The sequence below is a fragment of the Stenotrophomonas sp. YJH_SMC_91 genome (genome assembly GCF_059368495.1).
In genome coordinates, this window is sequence record NZ_JCAFRT010000002.1 from 138,133 (window position 1) to 156,236 (window position 18,104).

The window sequence follows — 18,104 nt, forward strand, 5'->3', positions numbered from 1 at the left end:
GCGGCCGGCACTACCATTGCCGGCAGGCGGCGGTCGGGGCTCAGGCGCGCAGGGTGGCGCCGCCGTCCACGTACAGGTCGCTCATCGCCACGTGCCCGGCCTGTTCCGAGAGCAGGAACATCACTGAGTGCGCAATGTCCTCGGGGGTGGCCAGCTTGCGCAGTGGAATGCCGGCCTTGTAGGTCTCCAGGCTGCCGGCGATTACCCGCTCGGCACCGCGCTCGTCCTGCCACATGCCGGTCTGCATCGGGGTCAACGTGGACCCCGGGGCGACGATGTTGCAGCGGATGCCCAGCGGCGCCAGCTCCAGCCCGAGGCAGCGGGTGAACATGGTGGCGGCGGCCTTGGACGCGGCATACGCCGCCATGCCATGCCGCGGCACACCGGCCGCATTCGAGCTGACGGTGACGATCGCGCCCTGGCCACGCGGTGACATCACCCGCGCCAGCGCACGCCCAACGTGGAACACGCCATCGGCGTTGACCGCGAACACCCGGCGCCAATCGGTATCGGTGGTCTCCGCAACAGCTCCCACATGCAGAACACCCGCCACGTTGGAGGCAAGGCCAATGGGCCCGATGCCGGCTTCCACACGATCCACCAGGGCGTCCACCGCTGCGCTGTCGGTCACGTCGAGTGCGAACGACCTGACCCGCGTATCGGCCACGTGTGGCGCCTCACGATCGGTCGCCACCACCGTGCAGCCGGCCTCGACCAACAGCCGTACCAGTGCCTCGCCGATGCCGCCGGCGGCACCGGTCACCAACGCCACGCGGCCTTCAAAACCGGTCAACTGCATGTTGCGATCTCCTGTTGCTCGTCCCATTGGCGCAACCGCGCCGACAACCACGGCGCCAGCTGCGCCACCGCATCGCGGCCGGTCAGCTCGGCGTGCAGGAACGGCAGTTCCAAGGCCTGCACCTTGCGCGCGTGGGTCCGCCACAACGCCGACTGCAGCTGTGGTCGCGCCTGGTGATCCCGGCCCGCGCGGACGTGCACCAGCGTGCCATCGAACGGTTGGTGGATGTGTTCGCGGATCAGTCGATTGGTGCCGGTCACCGCGCGCACCACGCCATCGAGCACCACATCCGGCAGGCTGCCGAGTGCACTACCGCCACGTCGCAGGAACGCCAGAATGCGTTCACGGCTGTCCAGTTCCGGATGCGCATCCGGATCGTGGCCGGCAATCGCCAGCAGTGCCCGCAATGCAGCGATGGCATCGGGTTCCGGCTCGGCCCGCCAGCACTCGCTGGGATAAGCGTCCAGAAGCACCAGCTCGCCGACCTCGCGGCCGATCTCATGCAGGCGCACCGCCATCGCCTGGGCGAGGATGCCACCCACCGACCAGCCCAGCAGATGCACCGGCCCCTTCGGCTGCAATGCGACCACGCGCTGCACGTAGTCGTTGGCCATCGCCTCGATGCTGCTCGGCAGCGGCTGCCGCGCATCCAGTGCCGGCGACTGCAGGCCATACACCGGGCGTGCCGGCTGCAGTGCCCGGGCCAGGGTGCGGTAGTTCCAGGCGATGCCACCGGCCGGATGCAGCACGAACAGCGGCGTGGGCCCGGCAGCGTCGGTCGCGGCCAGCGCGATCACTGGCCCCAACGCGTGATCGGCCAGCGCGGGCGGCTCGGCAATGCGAACCGCCAGCGCGGCCACGGTGGGCTGCGCGAACAAGGCACCCAGACCCAGATCGCAGCGCCAGCGCTGCTCGATGGCCAGCAGCAGGTGCACCGCCGACAGCGAGTCACCGCCGAGACTGAAGAAATCCGCATCCACCGCAACTGGCACTTCACGCCCGAGTGCCTGGGCAAACAGCAACGCCAGTTCCTGTTCCAACGGAGTGCGCGGCGCCAAGCCGGCAATTTCAAATTGTGTTGGTTTCGGCAACGCGTTGCGGTCGAGCTTGCCGTTGGCGGTCACCGGCCAGTGGTCCACGCCGACGAATGCCGAGGGCACCATATAGTCCGGCACGCGCGTGGCCAGGTGGCTGCGCAGCGTCACGGCATCGGCAAGCGCCGCTGGCACATAGGCCACCAGCCGGGCATCACCCGGCGCGTCCTGGCGCAGCAGCACTTCCACCCGCTCCATGCCAGGCAGCTCGCGCAGTGCCGCCTCGATCTCGCCCAGCTCGATGCGCAGGCCGCGCAGTTTCACCTGATGGTCGCTGCGGCCCAGATACTCCACCGCACCATCGCGGCGCCAGCGCGCCACGTCGCCGGTGCGGTAGATGCGCTCGCCCGCCAGGAAAGGATCGGCCAGGAAGCGTTCGGCGGTCAGGTCATCGCGACCCAGATAGCCACGTGCCAGTTGTACGCCACCCAGGTACAGGTCACCGGCCACACCGACCGGCACCGGCTGCATCCGGGCGTCCAGCACGTACAGGCGGGTGTTCCAGACCGGGAACCCGATCGGCACCGGCCGCGAGCGATCCTGCGCCGACGCCGGCCAGTAGCTGACATCCACCGCAGCTTCGGTCGGGCCATACAGGTTATGCAGTTCTGCGTGCACACGCGCGTGGAAGCGGTCGCGCAACGCGGCATCCAGCGCTTCGCCACTGGTGAACACGCGGCGCAGCTGCAGGCCCTCGGAGGCTGGTGAGGCGAGGAAGGCATCGAGCATCGACGGCACGAAATGCGCCGTGGTGATGCCATGCCCACGGATCAAGCGCGCCAGTTCGGTAGGATCACGATGCGCGTCCGGCCCGGCGACCACCAGCGTGGCTCCACACAGCAGCGGCAGGAAGAACTCCCAGACCGAGACATCGAAGGTTGCCGGGGTCTTCTGCAGCACGCGGTCATCGGTGCGGATGCCGTAGTGCTCGCGCATCCACAGCAGGCGGTTGACGATGGCACGGTGTTCGATGACCACGCCCTTCGGCTCGCCGGTCGAACCGGAGGTGTAGATCACATAGGCCGCATCGCTGGGCGCCGGATCGGCCCACGGCGCGGCGAAGCTCAGCGCGGTCCACTGTTCCGGCGCGAGCATCGGTACGCCAGCCATGCGCGCCGAAACCTCGGACGCAGCCAGTACGCACACCGGCTGCGCCGAGGCGAGAATACGCGCAAGGCGCTCGTCGGGATGGGCAAGGTCCAGCGGCAGGTAGGCCGCGCCTGCACGCAGCACTGCGACCAGCGCGATCACCAGCTCCAGCGAGCGCGGCAATGCCACCGCCACCACGCGGCCCGGGCCGACATCCATCGCCCGCAGCTGCGCCGCCAGCGCGAAACTGCGCGCTTCCAGCGTTGCGTAATCCAAAGCAGCGTCGCCGAACACCAGCGCAGGCGCGTGTGGGTCCCGATCCATGCCCTGCTGCAGCAGCTCGACCAGGGTCGTCTCCGGCAGCGCGTGCGCGGTGGCATTGAATTCCTGCAGCACCTGCTGCGCCTCCTTGGGCGTCGCCAGGGGCACGGCTGCGATATCGTCAGCCTGCAGCGCCGCCGATACGAAATGCAGCAGCCGCGCCGCGTGCGCCTCGACATCCTCGCGACTGTACAGCGCGGGATTGGCCTCGATCTCCACATCCAGCAGCGCCTGGCCATCGCCACGGAAGCCCAGCGTCAGGTCATCCACCGGCCCGGTGCACAGCACCTGCAGCGTCGCCTGCACGTCGGCCAGCGTCAACGCCTTGTAGAACGGCTGCACATTCACCAGCGGACCGTGCAGGCGCTGCTGCGCGCCGACCAGGCCCAGGTCCCGGCGCAGCTGCTCACCGCGGTAACGGCCGTGCTTGCGCCCCTGGCTGAGCTTCCGGCCCAGGCCGCGGGTGAAGGCCTCGACGCTGCCCTCGCCGGCCGCTACGCGCAGCGGCAACACATTCATCACCATCGCCGGCACCCGCGCCGACGCGTTGCCGAGCCGCCCCATGTAGGGCACGCCCAGCACCACTTCATCGGCCGCGCTCATCCGCCGCAGGTACTCGGCCGACAACGCGGCCAGCACATCCGGCCAGGGCTGCAGCCAACGCACCGAGGCCTGCAGCAGCTGCTCACGGAAGGCCGCATCGAGCGGCTGCACCCAGCGCAGCGCGTCGTCACTGGCCGCGAGCGTGCCGGCCAGGCCCACGCCTGCCGGTGCGCCCTGCATGTGCTCACGCCACCACTGCCCGGCCAGCGCGCGGCGCGGATCGGCACGATAAGCGGCATCATCGGCCAGCACGCCCGCCAGCCCCGGCAGTGGCTCACCCATGCGGCCGGCGTACAACGCGCACACGCGATCGGTGAACAGCGCCATGCCATAGCCATCAGCCGCCAGATGATGCACCCGCAGGTACCAGACCCAGCGCTGCCCGCCCAGCTCAAGCAGCACCTGCTGGCTGATCCGGTCGCGGGTGGGGTCGACCGGGCTCATCCGGTCGGCGTGCATCAGGCTGCGTGCCGCAGCAGCAGCGTCCGCCTCGGCGGAAACATCACGCACCGAAAGCAGCGGCACGTGTGCCGGGTCATGCCACTGCAGCGGCTGGCCATCGGCCCCTTCGGCAAAGCGCAGTGCAAAGGCCTCGGCCTCGCCCGCAGCCTGGTCTGCCGCTGCGACGAACGCGGTCACGTCCAGCGGGCCGTCGATCCACACCGCGTGCGCGGTATTGAATGACGGGTTGTCCGGTGCCAACCGCTGTGCGAACCACAGTCCAGCCTGGGCCTCGGTCAATGCCACCGGCGTGGCCAGCGCGACGGCGTTCATGCGTTCTGCGCGGCCTGCAGCGTCTGCACCACGTTCCACCACTGGCGCAGCGTGGTGTATTCGGCCAACTGCGAGAACTCCAGCGGCAGGCCGGTGTTGCCCCAGGCCAGGACCAGGCCGAGCATGCGCATCGAATCCAGATCCAGGTCGATCAGGTTGTCGTCGTCACCGATCTCGGCCGGCGTGCACTCCAGCACGCGCGCCACATCGGCACGCATCCGCTCCAGATCCAGCACCTCACCGGTGGCTGCCATCACAGCACCTCCAGCAGCTGGTCGGTGGTCATCGGCACACCACAGGTGCGCGCAATCCAGTGCAGCGCCTGATCGTGGTCGGCGCGCGAGAAGTCCGCCACCGCATCGGCGGCGATGAAGGCCTCGATATCACGCTGGAAGGCTTCGACCACGGTCGCGGTGCAGCCGATATGGGCGTAAACGCCGGTCACCAGCAGCTGGTCGCGTCCACGCACCCGCATCAGCGTTTCCAGGTTGCTGCGCTGGAATGCGCTGTAGCGATGCTTCACCAGCACGTGCTCGCCCGGCTGCGGTGCCAGTGCTTCGATGATCGGTTCGTGGTCGGCACTGCGGCGCATGCCCGGTCCCCACAGGTCGGCCTGCAGGCCACGGTCACGGCGGTCCTGGTCGCCATGCTGGGCGGTGTAGAACACCGGAATACCGTGCGCGCGGCAATGCGCCAGCAGGCGTGCGATGTTGTCCACGGCCGGCCGCAGCGGTACATTGCCGGCGTCGAATGCGGCCAGGAAGTAGCGCTGCATGTCGTGCACCAGCAAGGCGACACGATCGCGCTGCGGGCGCCACGGGCCGCGTGCCTGCGGCAGTTCGGCGGCGGTCGGCAAGGGGTAATCGGTGATACGGGGCAGCGCCATCAGCGCGTTCCTCCTGTCTGTTGCAGATGACGCGCACGCAACTGCGCGCGCAGTTCGCGGCGGCTGATCTTGCCGACCGCGGTGGTATCGAAACTGTCGACGAACACGACCTGGTCGGGCACCTTGAACGCCGCCAGGCCGCGCCCGCGCATCCAGGACTTCAGCGCCGGCGCCTTGATCGGCTCGCCCTGCGGAATCACGAAGGCACAGCTGCGCTCGCCCAGGTACTCGTCGGGAATGGAGACCACGGCCGCATCGAACACACCGGGGTGGGCCAGCAGGTGATCTTCGATCTCTTCGGCGGAGATCTTCTCGCCGGCACGGTTGATGTGGTCACCGGCGCGGCCCTGCACCACCAGGTAGCCTCCGGGCAGCTGCTGCACACGGTCACCGGTACGATAGAAGCCGTCATCGGTGAACGAGCGCGCATTGGCCACCGCGTCGTTGTGGTAGCCGCGGATGGTGTACGGCCCACGGGTGAGCAGATGCCCTACCTCGCCTTCGGCCACCGGCTGGTCGTGATCATCGACCACGCGCACTTCATCATCCGGACTGATCGGCCTGCCCTGGCAGGCCACGATCAGTTCCTCCGGGTCATCCAGCCGTGTGTAGTTGACCAGGCCTTCGGCCATGCCGAACACCTGCTGCAGCGTGCAGCCAAGGCCATCGATCACCCGTCGTGCGGCTTCCGGCACCAGTTTGGCGCCGCCTACCTGCAGTACCTGCAGGCTGGACAGGTCATGCTTGCTGGTGGCGGCGGCCTGTGCCCACAGCAACGCCAGCGGCGGCACCAGCCCGCAGCAGGTCACCTGCTCGCGGGCGATCAGCGGGAAGGCCGCATCCGGACCGGGGCCGGGACTGAGCACCACGCGGGCGCCGGCATACAGTGCGCCGAAGAAGCCCGGCGAACTCATCGGGAAATTGTGCGCGGCCGGCAGCGCGACCAGATAGACGCTGTCGCGGTCGATGCCGCAGAGGTCATTGCTGGCGCGGAACGAGTAGATGTAGTCGTCGTGGGTACGCGGAATCAGCTTGGACAGCCCGGTGCTGCCTCCGGATATCTGCAGGAACGCCACCGACTGCGGGTCCGGATCGGACGGCAGCTGGCTGCGATCGCCCTGCAGTGCCTCCAGCGCGATGAATTCCGCCGCATCGCCGTCGATCACCACATGGCTAACCGCCGGCACTTCGGCCTGCAGCGCCCTTGCCAACCCGCGATGATCGAAGCCATCGTGCAGTGTGGTGGTGATGTAGGCACTGGCTTCCGCCTTGTTGGCGAAGTGGACCAGCTCGGTGATGCGGTGCGCCGGCAACGCATACACCGGCACCAGGCCGGCGCGGAACAGGCCGCAGACGGTGGTGATGAACCCGGCGGTATTGCCCAGCTGCACCAGCACCCGTTCGCCAGGCTGCAGGCCGAGCGCCAGCAGGCCCGCACCGATGCGGCCTGCCTCATGCCACAGCTGCGCATAGCTCAGGCGTACGTCGCCGGCGACCACCGCGATGTCATCGGCATAGCGTTCTGCACGCTCGCGAAGGAAACCCGGGAAGGTCTCGCCACGCCAGTGACCGGCGTCGCGATAGCGCGCCACCAGCGTGTCGGGCCACACCTGCTGCAGCGGCAGGCGGGAAGAGTCAGTGGAGGTACTCATGCGGCAGGCTCGATGGCGGGCGCGGATTCATGGACACCCAGCGCGTTCAACAGGGCAGCGAACTTCGCTGCGGTTTCGGCCACCTCGGCCTCGGGGTGTGACTCGGCGACGATGCCGGCACCGGCATACAGGCGCAGCTGCGTGCCCTGCAGGCGCGCGCAGCGGATCGCCACGTACCAGTCGCCGTCACCCTGCGCGTCCAACCAGCCCACGGCACCGGCGTAGAAGCCGCGCGGCACCGGTTCCAGCTCGCGGATGCGCTGCAGCGCCGCCAACCGTGGCGTACCGCAGACTGCCGGCGTGGGGTGCAGCTGCGCCAGCAGTTCGGCGGCAGACGTCTGCGGATCCTTCAGGGTGGCGTGGATGCGGGTGCCCAGGTGCCACATGCTGGCGGTGGCATGCAGCACCGGGCGCGGCTGCGCATCGATGTGGCTGCAGTACGGTGCCAGGCCCTCGACGATGGCTTCGACCACGTGGCGGTGCTCGTCGTGGTCCTTGGTCGAGGCCAGCAGCGCCTGCGCCGCACGCTCGTCCTCGGCGGCATCAGCGCTGCGCCGCGCGGAACCGGCCAGCGGATGCGACAACAGCTCGGCGCCGCGCTTGCGCAGCAGCAGTTCCGGCGTCGCCCCCACCAGCCAGGCCGGCGCCTGGCCCAGCTCCACCGGCAGCGGAACCGCATAGGTCGCCACCGAAGGATCCGCGCCCAGGCGTGCCAGCAGCACCTCCGGGGAAAGTGACTGCCGCGTGCGTGCCAGCAGGCTGCGCGCCAGCACCACCTTCTGGAGGTTCAGTTCGGGCGCGCGCAGTACCTGCACCGCCGCGGCAACCGCTGACGCATAGTCCTGCGGCGCAGGCTCGGCCTTCAGGGAACCGTCCAGCGGCGGTGCGGCCTGCGGCTGCAGTGCCAGTGCCGGCAGCAGGCGCTCGGGCTGGAATAGCGCATCGTCCGCACGCGGTTCGAACGGCACTGCGCCAACCAGCAGGCCCGGGCCGCCACGCTGCCGGGCAAAGAACGCCGAGACGCGTTCTGCCAATGTCGCCAGTGCACCGGCCGGCAGCGTGGCGCGGCAGCCGCGTGCATGCACGTGCTGGCCGGCATGCTGCAGCAGGAACAGCGACGCGTCGTCGGTGCTGTCCAGTGACGCTGGCGCAGCCTCCGGCCACGCGCCCTGCATCAGGGAATCGTTCATGGGGTCTCCTTCGTCCGATGCGCTGCAGCCAGCGCGCACAGCAACAGCAGCAGCGCACCGACCAGCAGGTAAGGCAGGCTCGGCCCGCCGCGATACAACAGCGTGCCGAGCATCGGCCCGGCCACCATGCCCAGCCCCTGCGCGGCAGCGACGGTGCCGGCGGCGGCGCCCTGCTCGTGCGCCTCCACCGCATCGGCGGCCAGCGCCTGGAACGAGGGGAATACGAAGCCCATGCCAAACGCGGCCAACGCGTACGCCGCCGGCAACTGCCAGCCCTGCTGCACGCCCGCCACCGAAGCAAAGCCAATGCCGGAAATCAGGGCGCCAAGGACGATCCAGCGGCGTGGATGGACCTCCAGCTTCATCACCAGCGCCTGCGCCAGGATCAGGCCGACACCGACCGCGGTCAGGGCGATGCCTGCCATGCGTGCACCGGCAGCGGCATCCAGGCCCAGGCGATCAATCGCGAAGAAGCCGACCGTGACCTGCGCGATGGTCACCGAGACCATCGCGATGAACGCCGCCAACTGCGGCAGGCGCAACCGCGAGTCGAGGCGGCTCATCGGCGTGCGGCGCTGTGCGGACGCGCCCACCACCGGTGGTGTAGCCGGCAGCCGCCAGGCCAGCAATGCCAGTGCCAGCAACGGCAGCAACGCGGCCACGTACAGCGCCAGCGAAAGATTGGTATAGGCCAGCCAGCCGGCAGCGGCCGGACCCAGTACCATGCCCAGCGCGTTGGCACTGCCCAGCCGGGCGAGGAAACTGGCGCGCTGCCCGGTCGGTGCCTTGTCGGCAATCAGCGCAGCGGCCGTGGGCGGCACGGCCGCGTAGAACAGCCCGATCAAGCCGCGCGCGCCCACCAGCACCAGCACCGACACCAGTACCGGCGGCACCGCCTGCAGGGCGACGTCGATGAACACCGCCAGTGCGATGTAGACCGCCGTATAGGCACTCATCGCCAGGATCAGCACGCGCTTGCGCCCAATGTGGTCGCTGAGCTGGCCCCAGGGGCGCGCGGCCAGCATCCACAACACGCCTGCGGCGGTGACCGACAGGCCGGCATGCCACTCGGACAAGCCGAGCATGCGGACCACCGGGCCGATCACGGCGACGAAGGACATCATCGCCATGGTGCCGATCAGGGCAGCCAACACCAGCGCCGGCAAGCCGGGAACGACGGGACGTGCGTGCATGGAACACCAGCCGTAACAGGAAAGGATGGCCGGGCACGCCTGCGCACCCCGCCCGGCACCGGCCCTGCTCAGGACCGGACGCCACCCTTAAATGATAACGGCTCGTATTTGCATTTGATACCCATTCTCTTGAATGGGCGCGCAACAGTGGGTTCAGCGCATTGCATGCAGGCCGAGCAGGCCACGGCGCTTGAACCACCACTCCAGCGGCAGCGTCACCAGCGGCGGGATGGCTGCCAGCAGCGCCAGCGCACTGGCCCACCACGGCCAGCGCAGGCGCACCGCCGCGAACAGGGTGACTGCCACATAGACCAGGAAGGCCACGCCGTGCAGCGGCCCGAACAGCTTCACCAGCGCCACGTTGGCCATCGGGCCGTACTTCATCCACATGCCGATGAGCAGGCCGGCCCAGGTCACGGCCTCGATGAAAGCGACCGCGGCGAACAGACGTCCGGTCGGGTGCATGGGGGAATGTTGGGTCACGTGGGGCTCCGGCATGGGGGTATCAAATGCGAATGATACGCAGATGCGAACCCCATGTAGAGTCGAGCCGTGCGCGACCGCTGGAGCCCACCGAGGTGGACAGCTACCGGAGCGCGTGTGGCAGAACGTGCTCCCCGATCTCACGCAGCACCGCGTCCATCGGCCGCCCGTTGTCGACCAGGTTGAACATCACGTGCGCCACGCCCTGCGCATGCACGCGCAGCAGGTAGTCACGCAGGCCATCGCGGCCGACCTTCAGGCCCAGCGGCAGCGGCTCGGCTGGCGCCTGCGGATCGGCCTGCAGGTCCAGCAGCATCGACTGCACGAACGGCTTGGCTGGCCCACCACGCTGCACCAGCGCCTGCTGCCACAGGCCGATGCGTCCTTCCTGCGCGGCCTCCTCGCGGTGATAGGTGGCCCAGCCTTCGGCCTCGCGCGCGATCCACTGCAGGCTCTGCCGCGCGGTACCCACCACCAGCATCGGGATGCGGGTTGCCGACGCCGGCAGCACGTCGAAGCCACCCGTCGCCTGCAGTACGGCCGTCCGCTCATCGGCCTCCGGTGACAGCGCCGCGCGCAGCAACGTCCAGCGCTCACGGAACGTCGCCGCCCTGCCCTCCAGATCCTCGCCGAAGGCGGCGAACTCTTCCGGTCGGTCACCCGAACCCAGGCCCAGCACGAAGCGCCCGCCGCTGATCCGGTCCAGGCTCAAGGCCGACTTCGCCACCTGCAGCGGCTGCCGCAATGGCAGCACGATGGCCGCGCTGCCGACCACGATGCGCTCGGTCGCAGCGGCCAGCATGCCCAGCCACAGAAACGGGTCATCCAGCGCGCTTGCTGTCGCGTCCGGACCCTGCGGCACCATCAGTGGTACATCACGCGTCCACAGCGCGGCAAAGCCCAGGTCATCGGCCAATCGCGCGATGCGTCGCGCCTCACGCGGATCGGCCAGCCCATGCGACGCCACCGGCGTCATCAGGCCCAGGCTCAGACCCTGTTGCGGAAACAAGGCAGCGTAAGCAGGATTGAACTCACTCATGCCGCCAGCTTAGCGTGCAGGCCTGCGGCAACGATGACGCGCCGCCCACTACCGGAAGAACACTGCATGCCGACGATCCGCCCTGCCCACGCCGATGACCTGCCCGCGATCAGTGCGGTGTGCCTGGCTGCGTTCACTGCGGCGGTCGCGCCTTCGCTCAGCGCGGCCGGCATCGCCACCTTCGGCAGTGTCGCCGCTGCCGAAGCGTTCGGCGCGCGCCTGCACGGTGACAACCACATCCTGGTGGCCGAGCAGGACGGTCGCGTCGTCGGCGTGATCGAACTGAAGGAAGGCCGGCATCTTGCGATGCTGTTCGTCGATCCCGCCTGCCAGGGCCAGGGCATCGGCCATGCTTTGTTCGAGGCGGTGCTTCCACAGGTGCGCGAGCCGGTCCTTACCGTGCGCGCCTCGCTCAATGCGGTACCGACCTACCTGCGCTATGGCTTTGCGCTGGACGGTGACGTCGGCGAGTTCAATGGGTTGGTGTATCAGCAGATGGTGCGGGCAGCGGCCTGAAGGCATCCGCCCGGCGTTGCCCGGCAATGCCCGGTGGGCGTCATGCCCTGCAGCACGCCCGTCATGAGCAAACTGAATCAGCGGGCTCCCCGGCGGTTCCTACAATGGCCTGTCACCCTGCCCTTCGAGATGCTGCCGATGCGCGTCGCGCTTTCCGTGTTGCTGCTGGCTTCGGCGCTGAGCGCCTGCACCCCGGCCCCGGTTTCCACCGCCAACTCCGCCGAGGCACCCGCGCCGGCGTCCGCCATCGCCTGGCGCCAGGGCGATGTGGACGATGCCTTCGCCGAAGCCGCCGACAGCGGCAAGCCGGTGCTGCTGTACTGGGGCGCGGTCTGGTGCCCGCCGTGCAACCAGCTCAAGGCGGGCCTGTTCAAGGACCCGACCTTCATCGCGCTGACCAGCAAATTCGTGCCCGTCTATCTGGATGGCGACGAGGAAGGAGCGCAGGCCTGGGGTGAGCGCTTCGGCGTACGCGGCTATCCGACCCTGATCGTGCTGGACCCACAGCGCAACGAAATCACCCGCGTGGCCGGCGGCAACGACGCCGCCGAACTGACCCGGGCACTGACCGTTGCCGCAGGCCGCCGCAGTGCTGTTGCCGCCACCTTGGCCACCGCGCTGGCGACGCCGGACCGCCTGGCCGCCGAAGACTGGCAGGTACTGGGCGACTACGGCTGGGAAGTGGACGCCAACCGCCTCGCCGGCGAGCGCAAGAGCCAGGACGTACTGCGCCAGTTGTCCAAGGCGGCACCGGATGCAGCCCTGCAGCGCCGCTTCGCTCTGCTTGCCTTGGCAACGGCCGAAAAGCCCGATGCCTCACCCACCGAAGTACGCGAGCTGCTGCAGGCGGTGCTGGCGCAACCGGCGGAAGTGCGCCGCAACCGTGAGCTGCTGGGCTATGCGGGCGTGCAGCTGGTCAAGCAGGCCAGTGCCGGGCCGGCCACCAGCAACACGCTGGGACAGCAGCTGCTGGTCGCACTGGAGCGCGCAGACGCCGAGCGCGGTGATCGCGCCGACGACGCGTTGTCGCGTGCGCTGACCGAAGTATCGCTGGCCCGCCAGCAGCAGCCGAAGGGCGCACTGCCCGCGGCCCTCGTTGAGCGGGTCAAGCAGCGCGTGGCCGCTGCCGATGCCGCCGCCACGGATGCGCATGCGCGCCAGGCCACGATCAGCAGCGCGGTCCATGCGCTGCGCGAGGTTGGCGACGACGCGGGTGCCGAGGCGCTGTTGCTGGCCGAGCTGAAGCGCAGCGAGCAGCCGTACTATTACATGCCCGAACTGGCCGAACTGGCCGAGCAGCGCGGCGACACCGCCGGTGCGCTGGAGTGGCTGAAGCGTGCCTACGACGGTGCCCAGGGCCCGGCCACCCGCGTGCAGTGGGGCGTGCTGTACGTGGAGGGCCTGCTGAAGCTGGCGCCGGACGACGCGCCGCGCATCGAGCAGGCCACCGCGTCGCTGATCGCCGAACTGGAAGCACAGCCGTCGGGCTACCACCAGCGCACCCGCCAGCGCTTCGAGCGCCTGGCCGGGCAGTTGAAGACGTGGAGCGGCAAGCACCAGGGTGCGGAGACGCTGGCGCGGCTGCAGCAGCGGATGCAGCAGGCGTGCGGGGAACAGGTTGATGGTGCGTGCAAGGACTGGTTGAGTTGATGATAACGCTGGCAGCGGGCACGTCAGCGCGCCGGTGAGGTTCGAAAAGCGGGTTCTGGTAGTGCCGGCCGCTGGCCGGCAACCCGACCTTCGCTGATTGCCGGCCAGCGGCCGGCACTACCATGCCGCTCCTGCTCCCTTTCACGCATTTCAATCCTTCCCCTTGACCTCAACCAATGTTGAGGTGCGATAACAGTCTCCCCACGGCCAGCCCCCTGGCCTTCCCCACGGAGACTGATTCGATGTCGTACTCGCTTCCCCCGCTCCCCTACGCCTACGACGCCCTTGAGCCGCATTTCGATGCGCGCACGATGGAGATCCACCACAGCAAGCACCACCAGACCTACGTCAACAACCTCAACGCCGCCATCGAGCAGGCCGGCATCGCCGAGCAGCCGGTCGAGGCGCTGATCGCCAACCTCGATGCCGTGCCCGAGGCGCAGCGTGGCGCGGTCCGCAACAACGGTGGCGGCCACGCCAACCACAGCCTGTTCTGGACCGTACTCAGCACCAACGGTGGTGCACCCGATGATGAGCTGGCCGCCGCCATCGACCGCGATCTTGGCGGCTTCGATGCCTTCAAGGATGCCTTCACCAAGGCGGCGCAGACCCGCTTCGGCAGCGGCTGGGCCTGGCTGACCAGCGATCGCGATGGCCGCCTGCAGGTGGAAAGCAGCGCCAACCAGGACAGCCCGCTGATGGGTGCAGCCGTGGGCCTGTCCGGCAACACCCCGATCCTCGCACTGGATGTCTGGGAACACGCCTACTACCTGCACTACCAGAACCGTCGCCCGGACTACATCGGTGCGTTCTTCAACATCATCAACTGGGCCGAGGTCGGCCGGCGCTACCGCCAGGCCAGGGCCTCATGAGCGGCGAGACAATGCCGTACGCCGGGCCGTGGGCGGGGGTATTCCCCGCCCCGGCCCCGGTGCCGTCGGTCGAGATGCCGCCGCGCGCACTGCGGCGGCTGCTCGGCCACTTTCCTACCGGCGTGGCCATCGTCTGCGCACGCGATGCGCAGGGCAAGCCCATCGGCCTGACCATCAATTCGTTCGTGCCGGTGTCATTGCAGCCGCCCCTGGTGCTGTGGAACCTGGCATTGCACGCGCAGAGCCTGTCCACCTTCCAGCGCGCCACCCGCTTTGCGATCAGCGTGCTGGCGGCCGACCAGGAAGCGCTGGCCCGGCGCTTCGCCGATCCGCAGGTGCGCAACCGCTTCGATGGCCTGGCATTGCTGGATGACGACGAGGACGCCCCACCGCGCATCGCCGGTGCGGTCGCCCATCTCACCTGTACCCGCCACGCACAGTGGCCGGTGGGCGATCACCTGCTGCTGGCCGGCCGCATCATCGACGTGCACGAGAACGGCGGCGCGCCGCTGCTGTTCCATCGGGGCCGCTTCCAGCCCGGCCCAGCCGAGCTGCTGGTGGAGGTGCGCTGATGAACATTGAAGCTCTGGAATGCATGCTTGCCGCCGGCAAGGACGGCGCGCTGCTGCGCTTCGGCCTGGGCAAGGGCTGGCTGGATGCCGGCAACCCGGTGCGCGCGGCGACCCATCTGGGCCGTTGCGTGGTGCTTGATCCGCAGTACTCGGCGGCGTGGAAGCTGCTGGGCAAGGCCTGGCTGGCCAGTGGCCAGCCGCAGGCGGCGCGCGAAGCATGGCAACGCGGCCTGAGCGTGGCCGGCAGCAAGGGCGACCAGCAGGCACGCAAGGAAATGCAGGTGTTCCTGCGACGCCTGGACCGCGAGCAGGCGGACCTGGCGAAAGCGGGCTGAGTCGATCAGCCCGCGTTGGCCGATGCCGGTGCGGACATGATGTCCGACATCGGCAGGCGGCGCGGCTTGCTCGGGAACGCGTGACGCAGGATGCGCCAGACCACCTGGCCGAACTGGCGCGGCAGCGAGCCGTTGTTGTAGTGCTGGCCGTAACGGCGGCAGATGTCCTTCACTTCCTTGGCGATGGCCGCATAGCGGTTGGCCGGCAGGTCCGGGTAGAAGTGGTGCTCGATCTGGTGGCTGAGGTTGCCCGACAGCACGTTGATCAGGAAGCCGCCACTGATGTTGGACGACCCGCGCAGCTGGCGCAGGTACCAGTGGCCGCGCGATTCATTGCGCAGGCATTCCTTCGGGAAGGTTTCCGATTCGGCGGTGAAGTGGCCGCAGAAGATGATCACGTAGGTCCAGATGTTGCGCAGGCCGTTGGCCACCATGTTGCCCAGCATCACGGTGAGGAAGAACGGGCCGGCCAGCAGCGGGAAGAACACGTAGTCCTTCAGCACCTGGCGGGCCATTTTCCGCGCCACCGGGCGGGTCTGCATCCACATCGCACGGCCGCTGATGCGGCCCTTCAGCCAACGGCCCAGGCGCAGGTCCTGCGCGGCCACGCCCCACTGGAACAGCAGCGCGAAGATCGGTGCGATGATCGGCTGCAGCAGGTAGAACGGCTTCCAGCGCTGTTCCGGGAAGATGCGCAGCAGGCCGTAGCCGATGTCATCGTCCATGCCACGCACGTTGGTGTAGGTGTGGTGGCGGAAATTGTGGGTCTTGCGCCAGTTGTCGGCGGTGGCAACGATATCCCACTCGTAGGTGTTGCCATTGAGCTTGGGGTCGCCGGTCCAGTCGAACTGGCCGTGCATGACGTTGTGGCCCAGCTCCATGTTCTCCAGGATCTTCGACAGCGCCAGCAGCAGCGTGCCGGTGATCGCGGCCGGCCACAGCAGCGGCATCCAGAACAGTGGCGAGAACGCCGCAAGGAACAGCAGGCCACGGCCGCCCACGCCGAACCAGCGCACGGCGGCAGCCACGCGACGGATGTAGCGGGTATCGGAGGCGCCGAGGCTGCCGATCACACGGTCGCGGATCGCGTCGAGTTCCTCACCGAAGGCATGCATCTCGGCAGTACTCAGGGCACGGTCGGTAGCGCGGGTCATGGCAGGCGTCCTCAGAGATCCAAAGTCAGGTCGGTGGTCGGTGCGCTCACGCAGATCCGCACCGGTTGTGCCGATTCGGACTGCAGGTCGCCGGTGCGCAGATGGCGGGTGGCGCCACTGACGCGATCACAGGTGCAGGTATTGCAGATGCCCATGCGGCAACCATGCTTGGGCTTGATGCCATGGGCTTCCAGGCTTTCCAGCAGCGAGCGGCCACGCGGCACGCTCAGCTGGCGGCCACTGCGCGCGAGCGTCAGCGACACCTCGCCTTCGCTGCTGGCATCGCGCAGCGGCGCCGGCGGGGTGAAGGCTTCGGCCTGGAAGCCAGCCACCTGGTGCGCCAGGCGCTCACGCGCGGCAGCAACGAAGCCGTCCGGGCCGCAGGCCAGCACATGGCGCTGCGCCAGCGGCGTGTCATCGCCGGCCACCTGCAGATCATGGGTATCGATTCGCGCGGCCGGCACCTCACCCTCGCGGGTGGTCAGCAGGTGCACGCGCAGGTTCGGATGGGCCGCGGCCAGCGCCTGCAGTTCATCACGGAACTGCAGATGGGCGGCGGTGCGCTCCCAGTAGAACAGGTCCACCGGCGCTGCCAGCGGGCGCTGGCAGGACTCGCGTAGCAGGCTGCGCATCGGCGTGATGCCACTGCCAGCCGCCAGCAGCAGCACCGGCGCCGCGGCCGGCATATGGAACTCGCCGAAGGCGGCATCGAGGCGGAACAGTTCGCCCGGCTGCGCGTGGTTGACCAGATGCTGGCTGACCCGGCCGCCGTCGATCGCCTTGACGGTGATCGCCAGCTCGCGCCGACCCAGTGCGGTGGGGCTGTAGCTGCGCTGCCACAGGCGTCCTTCAATCTCGACGCCGAGGGTGACGTGCTGGCCAGCGCGCATGCCGGCCCAGTGACGGTTGGTGCGCAGGACCAGCGTCGCCGCGCCCTCGCCGGCCGGCTCACGCCGGACCAGGCGGGCCACCGGCTCGCGCAGGGTCCACAGGGGATTGAGCTGGCCCGCCCAGAAATCGAACAGCGACGGCGAGACCCAGCGGTACGGAGAGAACAGGGACGGACGGACGACAGCGCTCATGAGCGAACTATACGGGCGCACATACACCTGTGTATACATGTGTATATTGAACCGGATTGGGTATGATTCAGCCTCGCCCCACCGGAACCCCCATGGCCGCCGCCACCGCCTTGTCGACGCCCGAAGATGCCAACAGCCCGGCCCGCCGTACGGTGAGCCGCGAGGATCTGCTGGCCGCCGCCCTGAAACTGATCGGGCCGCACCGCAGCCTGTCGACGCTCAGCCTGCGCGAAGTGGCACGTGAGGCCGGCATCGCGCCGAACAGCTTCTACCGTCAGTTCCGCGACATGGATGAACTGGCCGTGGCGCTGATCGACGCCGCCGGCCGCTCGCTGCGCACCATCATCGGCGAGGCCCGCCAGCGCGCCACCTCCACCGCCACCAGCGTGGTGCGCGTTTCCGTGGAGACCTTCATGGAGCAGCTGCGCGCCGACGACAAGCTGCTGCACGTGCTGCTGCGCGAAGGCGCGGTCGGCTCGGACGACTTCAAGCACGCGGTCGAACGTGAGCTGCACTACTTCGAAGAAGAGCTGCAGCACGACCTGGTGCGCCTGGCCGCACTGGATGGCGCCGTGCTGCATGCCCCGGAACTGGTGGCCAAGGCCATCACCCGGCTGGTGTTCGCGATGGGCGCCACCGCCATGGACCTGCCACCGGAGAAGGATCCGGAGCTGGTCGAACAGATCTCCACGATGATCCGCATGATCATCGTCGGCGCCCGCACCCCCGCCGCATTCCGCTGCGGCTGATCGAGATCCCCCTGGGCCGGATCCCTTCCGCAGGAAGGGGTCCTGGTCCGC

Annotated in this window: 17 protein-coding genes; 6 read left to right on the top strand and 11 right to left on the bottom strand. The window is 68.8% G+C overall.

Annotation, left to right across the window (positions count from 1 at the left end; translation table 11 throughout):
• Positions 1–40: 40 nt before the first annotated feature.
• The 9 genes from AC5P5X_RS04225 to AC5P5X_RS04265 all read right to left on the bottom strand — a co-directional run bounded on the left by AC5P5X_RS04225 (position 41) and on the right by AC5P5X_RS04265 (position 11,123).
• Complete coding sequence (locus AC5P5X_RS04225) at positions 41–799, bottom strand: 2,3-dihydro-2,3-dihydroxybenzoate dehydrogenase (protein ID WP_111189325.1); 759 nt, start codon at positions 797–799, stop codon at positions 41–43.
• Entirely contained in the window at positions 790–4,680 is a 3,891-nt protein-coding gene (locus AC5P5X_RS04230; protein ID WP_111189326.1) for an enterobactin synthase subunit F, read from the bottom strand. Before AC5P5X_RS04230 ends, AC5P5X_RS04225 begins: the two co-directional genes overlap by 10 nt.
• Complete coding sequence (locus AC5P5X_RS04235) at positions 4,677–4,934, bottom strand: phosphopantetheine-binding protein (protein ID WP_111189327.1); 258 nt, start codon at positions 4,932–4,934, stop codon at positions 4,677–4,679. The genes AC5P5X_RS04230 and AC5P5X_RS04235 overlap by 4 nt, the downstream gene beginning before the upstream one ends.
• Positions 4,934–5,566, bottom strand: a complete 633-nt coding sequence (locus AC5P5X_RS04240) for an isochorismatase family protein (protein WP_111189328.1) — start codon at positions 5,564–5,566, stop codon at positions 4,934–4,936. The genes AC5P5X_RS04235 and AC5P5X_RS04240 overlap by 1 nt, the downstream gene beginning before the upstream one ends.
• Positions 5,566–7,218, bottom strand: coding sequence for a (2,3-dihydroxybenzoyl)adenylate synthase (locus AC5P5X_RS04245; RefSeq protein WP_111189329.1), 1,653 nt, complete (start codon positions 7,216–7,218; stop codon positions 5,566–5,568). Before AC5P5X_RS04245 ends, AC5P5X_RS04240 begins: the two co-directional genes overlap by 1 nt.
• Positions 7,215–8,408: an isochorismate synthase gene (locus tag AC5P5X_RS04250; RefSeq protein WP_111189330.1), complete on the bottom strand. Its 1,194-nt coding sequence runs from the start codon at positions 8,406–8,408 to the stop codon at positions 7,215–7,217. Before AC5P5X_RS04250 ends, AC5P5X_RS04245 begins: the two co-directional genes overlap by 4 nt.
• Positions 8,405–9,601, bottom strand: coding sequence for an MFS transporter (locus tag AC5P5X_RS04255; protein ID WP_111189331.1), 1,197 nt, complete (start codon positions 9,599–9,601; stop codon positions 8,405–8,407). The genes AC5P5X_RS04250 and AC5P5X_RS04255 overlap by 4 nt, the downstream gene beginning before the upstream one ends.
• A gap of 153 nt (positions 9,602–9,754) precedes the next feature.
• Positions 9,755–10,066, bottom strand: a complete 312-nt coding sequence (locus tag AC5P5X_RS04260) for a DUF3817 domain-containing protein (protein ID WP_005413704.1) — start codon at positions 10,064–10,066, stop codon at positions 9,755–9,757.
• Positions 10,067–10,187: 121 nt separating this feature from the next.
• Complete coding sequence (locus AC5P5X_RS04265) at positions 10,188–11,123, bottom strand: TIGR03571 family LLM class oxidoreductase (protein WP_111189332.1); 936 nt, start codon at positions 11,121–11,123, stop codon at positions 10,188–10,190.
• A gap of 66 nt (positions 11,124–11,189) precedes the next feature.
• Between AC5P5X_RS04265 and AC5P5X_RS04270 the strand changes: the two genes are divergently transcribed.
• From AC5P5X_RS04270 to AC5P5X_RS04290, 5 genes are all read left to right on the top strand, one after another.
• Positions 11,190–11,639 carry a GNAT family N-acetyltransferase gene (locus AC5P5X_RS04270; RefSeq protein WP_005409954.1) on the top strand — a complete coding sequence of 150 codons (450 nt, stop codon included), beginning with the start codon at positions 11,190–11,192 and terminating at the stop codon, positions 11,637–11,639.
• 129 nt (positions 11,640–11,768) lie between these two features.
• A complete protein-coding gene (locus tag AC5P5X_RS04275) occupies positions 11,769–13,289 on the top strand; it encodes a thioredoxin family protein (protein ID WP_032965899.1) in 1,521 nt (506 codons plus the stop codon).
• A gap of 242 nt (positions 13,290–13,531) precedes the next feature.
• A complete protein-coding gene (locus tag AC5P5X_RS04280) occupies positions 13,532–14,161 on the top strand; it encodes a superoxide dismutase (protein ID WP_062606210.1) in 630 nt (209 codons plus the stop codon).
• Positions 14,158–14,733 (top strand): flavin reductase family protein, encoded by a 576-nt coding sequence (locus AC5P5X_RS04285; protein WP_060380633.1) that lies wholly within the window; start codon positions 14,158–14,160, stop codon positions 14,731–14,733. Before AC5P5X_RS04280 ends, AC5P5X_RS04285 begins: the two co-directional genes overlap by 4 nt.
• Positions 14,733–15,068, top strand: a complete 336-nt coding sequence (locus AC5P5X_RS04290; RefSeq protein ID WP_005409958.1) for a tetratricopeptide repeat protein — start codon at positions 14,733–14,735, stop codon at positions 15,066–15,068. Before AC5P5X_RS04285 ends, AC5P5X_RS04290 begins: the two co-directional genes overlap by 1 nt.
• A 5-nt stretch (positions 15,069–15,073) precedes the next feature.
• Here the strand turns inward: AC5P5X_RS04290 and AC5P5X_RS04295 are convergent, their stop codons facing one another.
• Positions 15,074–16,222: a fatty acid desaturase family protein gene (locus tag AC5P5X_RS04295; RefSeq protein WP_005413710.1), complete on the bottom strand. Its 1,149-nt coding sequence runs from the start codon at positions 16,220–16,222 to the stop codon at positions 15,074–15,076.
• An 11-nt stretch (positions 16,223–16,233) separates the two neighbouring features.
• Positions 16,234–17,304 carry a ferredoxin reductase gene (locus tag AC5P5X_RS04300; protein WP_329762681.1) on the bottom strand — a complete coding sequence of 357 codons (1,071 nt, stop codon included), beginning with the start codon at positions 17,302–17,304 and terminating at the stop codon, positions 16,234–16,236.
• 92 nt (positions 17,305–17,396) lie between these two features.
• Between AC5P5X_RS04300 and fabR the strand changes: the two genes are divergently transcribed.
• Positions 17,397–18,053, top strand: a complete 657-nt coding sequence (fabR, locus tag AC5P5X_RS04305) for an HTH-type transcriptional repressor FabR (protein WP_111189334.1) — start codon at positions 17,397–17,399, stop codon at positions 18,051–18,053.
• The last annotated feature ends 51 nt before the right edge of the window (positions 18,054–18,104 follow it).

Coding starts and splice junctions, on each gene's coding strand:
- AC5P5X_RS04225 (WP_111189325.1), bottom strand. CDS start 799: ATGCAGTTGACCGGTTTTGAAGGCCGCGTGGCGTTGGTGACCGGTGCC.
- AC5P5X_RS04230 (WP_111189326.1), bottom strand. CDS start 4,680: ATGAACGCCGTCGCGCTGGCCACGCCGGTGGCATTGACCGAGGCCCAG.
- AC5P5X_RS04235 (WP_111189327.1), bottom strand. CDS start 4,934: ATGGCAGCCACCGGTGAGGTGCTGGATCTGGAGCGGATGCGTGCCGAT.
- AC5P5X_RS04240 (WP_111189328.1), bottom strand. CDS start 5,566: ATGGCGCTGCCCCGTATCACCGATTACCCCTTGCCGACCGCCGCCGAA.
- AC5P5X_RS04245 (WP_111189329.1), bottom strand. CDS start 7,218: ATGAGTACCTCCACTGACTCTTCCCGCCTGCCGCTGCAGCAGGTGTGG.
- AC5P5X_RS04250 (WP_111189330.1), bottom strand. CDS start 8,408: ATGAACGATTCCCTGATGCAGGGCGCGTGGCCGGAGGCTGCGCCAGCG.
- AC5P5X_RS04255 (WP_111189331.1), bottom strand. CDS start 9,601: ATGCACGCACGTCCCGTCGTTCCCGGCTTGCCGGCGCTGGTGTTGGCT.
- AC5P5X_RS04260 (WP_005413704.1), bottom strand. CDS start 10,066: ATGCACCCGACCGGACGTCTGTTCGCCGCGGTCGCTTTCATCGAGGCC.
- AC5P5X_RS04265 (WP_111189332.1), bottom strand. CDS start 11,123: ATGAGTGAGTTCAATCCTGCTTACGCTGCCTTGTTTCCGCAACAGGGT.
- AC5P5X_RS04270 (WP_005409954.1), top strand. CDS start 11,190: ATGCCGACGATCCGCCCTGCCCACGCCGATGACCTGCCCGCGATCAGT.
- AC5P5X_RS04275 (WP_032965899.1), top strand. CDS start 11,769: ATGCTGCCGATGCGCGTCGCGCTTTCCGTGTTGCTGCTGGCTTCGGCG.
- AC5P5X_RS04280 (WP_062606210.1), top strand. CDS start 13,532: ATGTCGTACTCGCTTCCCCCGCTCCCCTACGCCTACGACGCCCTTGAG.
- AC5P5X_RS04285 (WP_060380633.1), top strand. CDS start 14,158: ATGAGCGGCGAGACAATGCCGTACGCCGGGCCGTGGGCGGGGGTATTC.
- AC5P5X_RS04290 (WP_005409958.1), top strand. CDS start 14,733: ATGAACATTGAAGCTCTGGAATGCATGCTTGCCGCCGGCAAGGACGGC.
- AC5P5X_RS04295 (WP_005413710.1), bottom strand. CDS start 16,222: ATGACCCGCGCTACCGACCGTGCCCTGAGTACTGCCGAGATGCATGCC.
- AC5P5X_RS04300 (WP_329762681.1), bottom strand. CDS start 17,304: ATGAGCGCTGTCGTCCGTCCGTCCCTGTTCTCTCCGTACCGCTGGGTC.
- fabR (WP_111189334.1), top strand. CDS start 17,397: ATGGCCGCCGCCACCGCCTTGTCGACGCCCGAAGATGCCAACAGCCCG.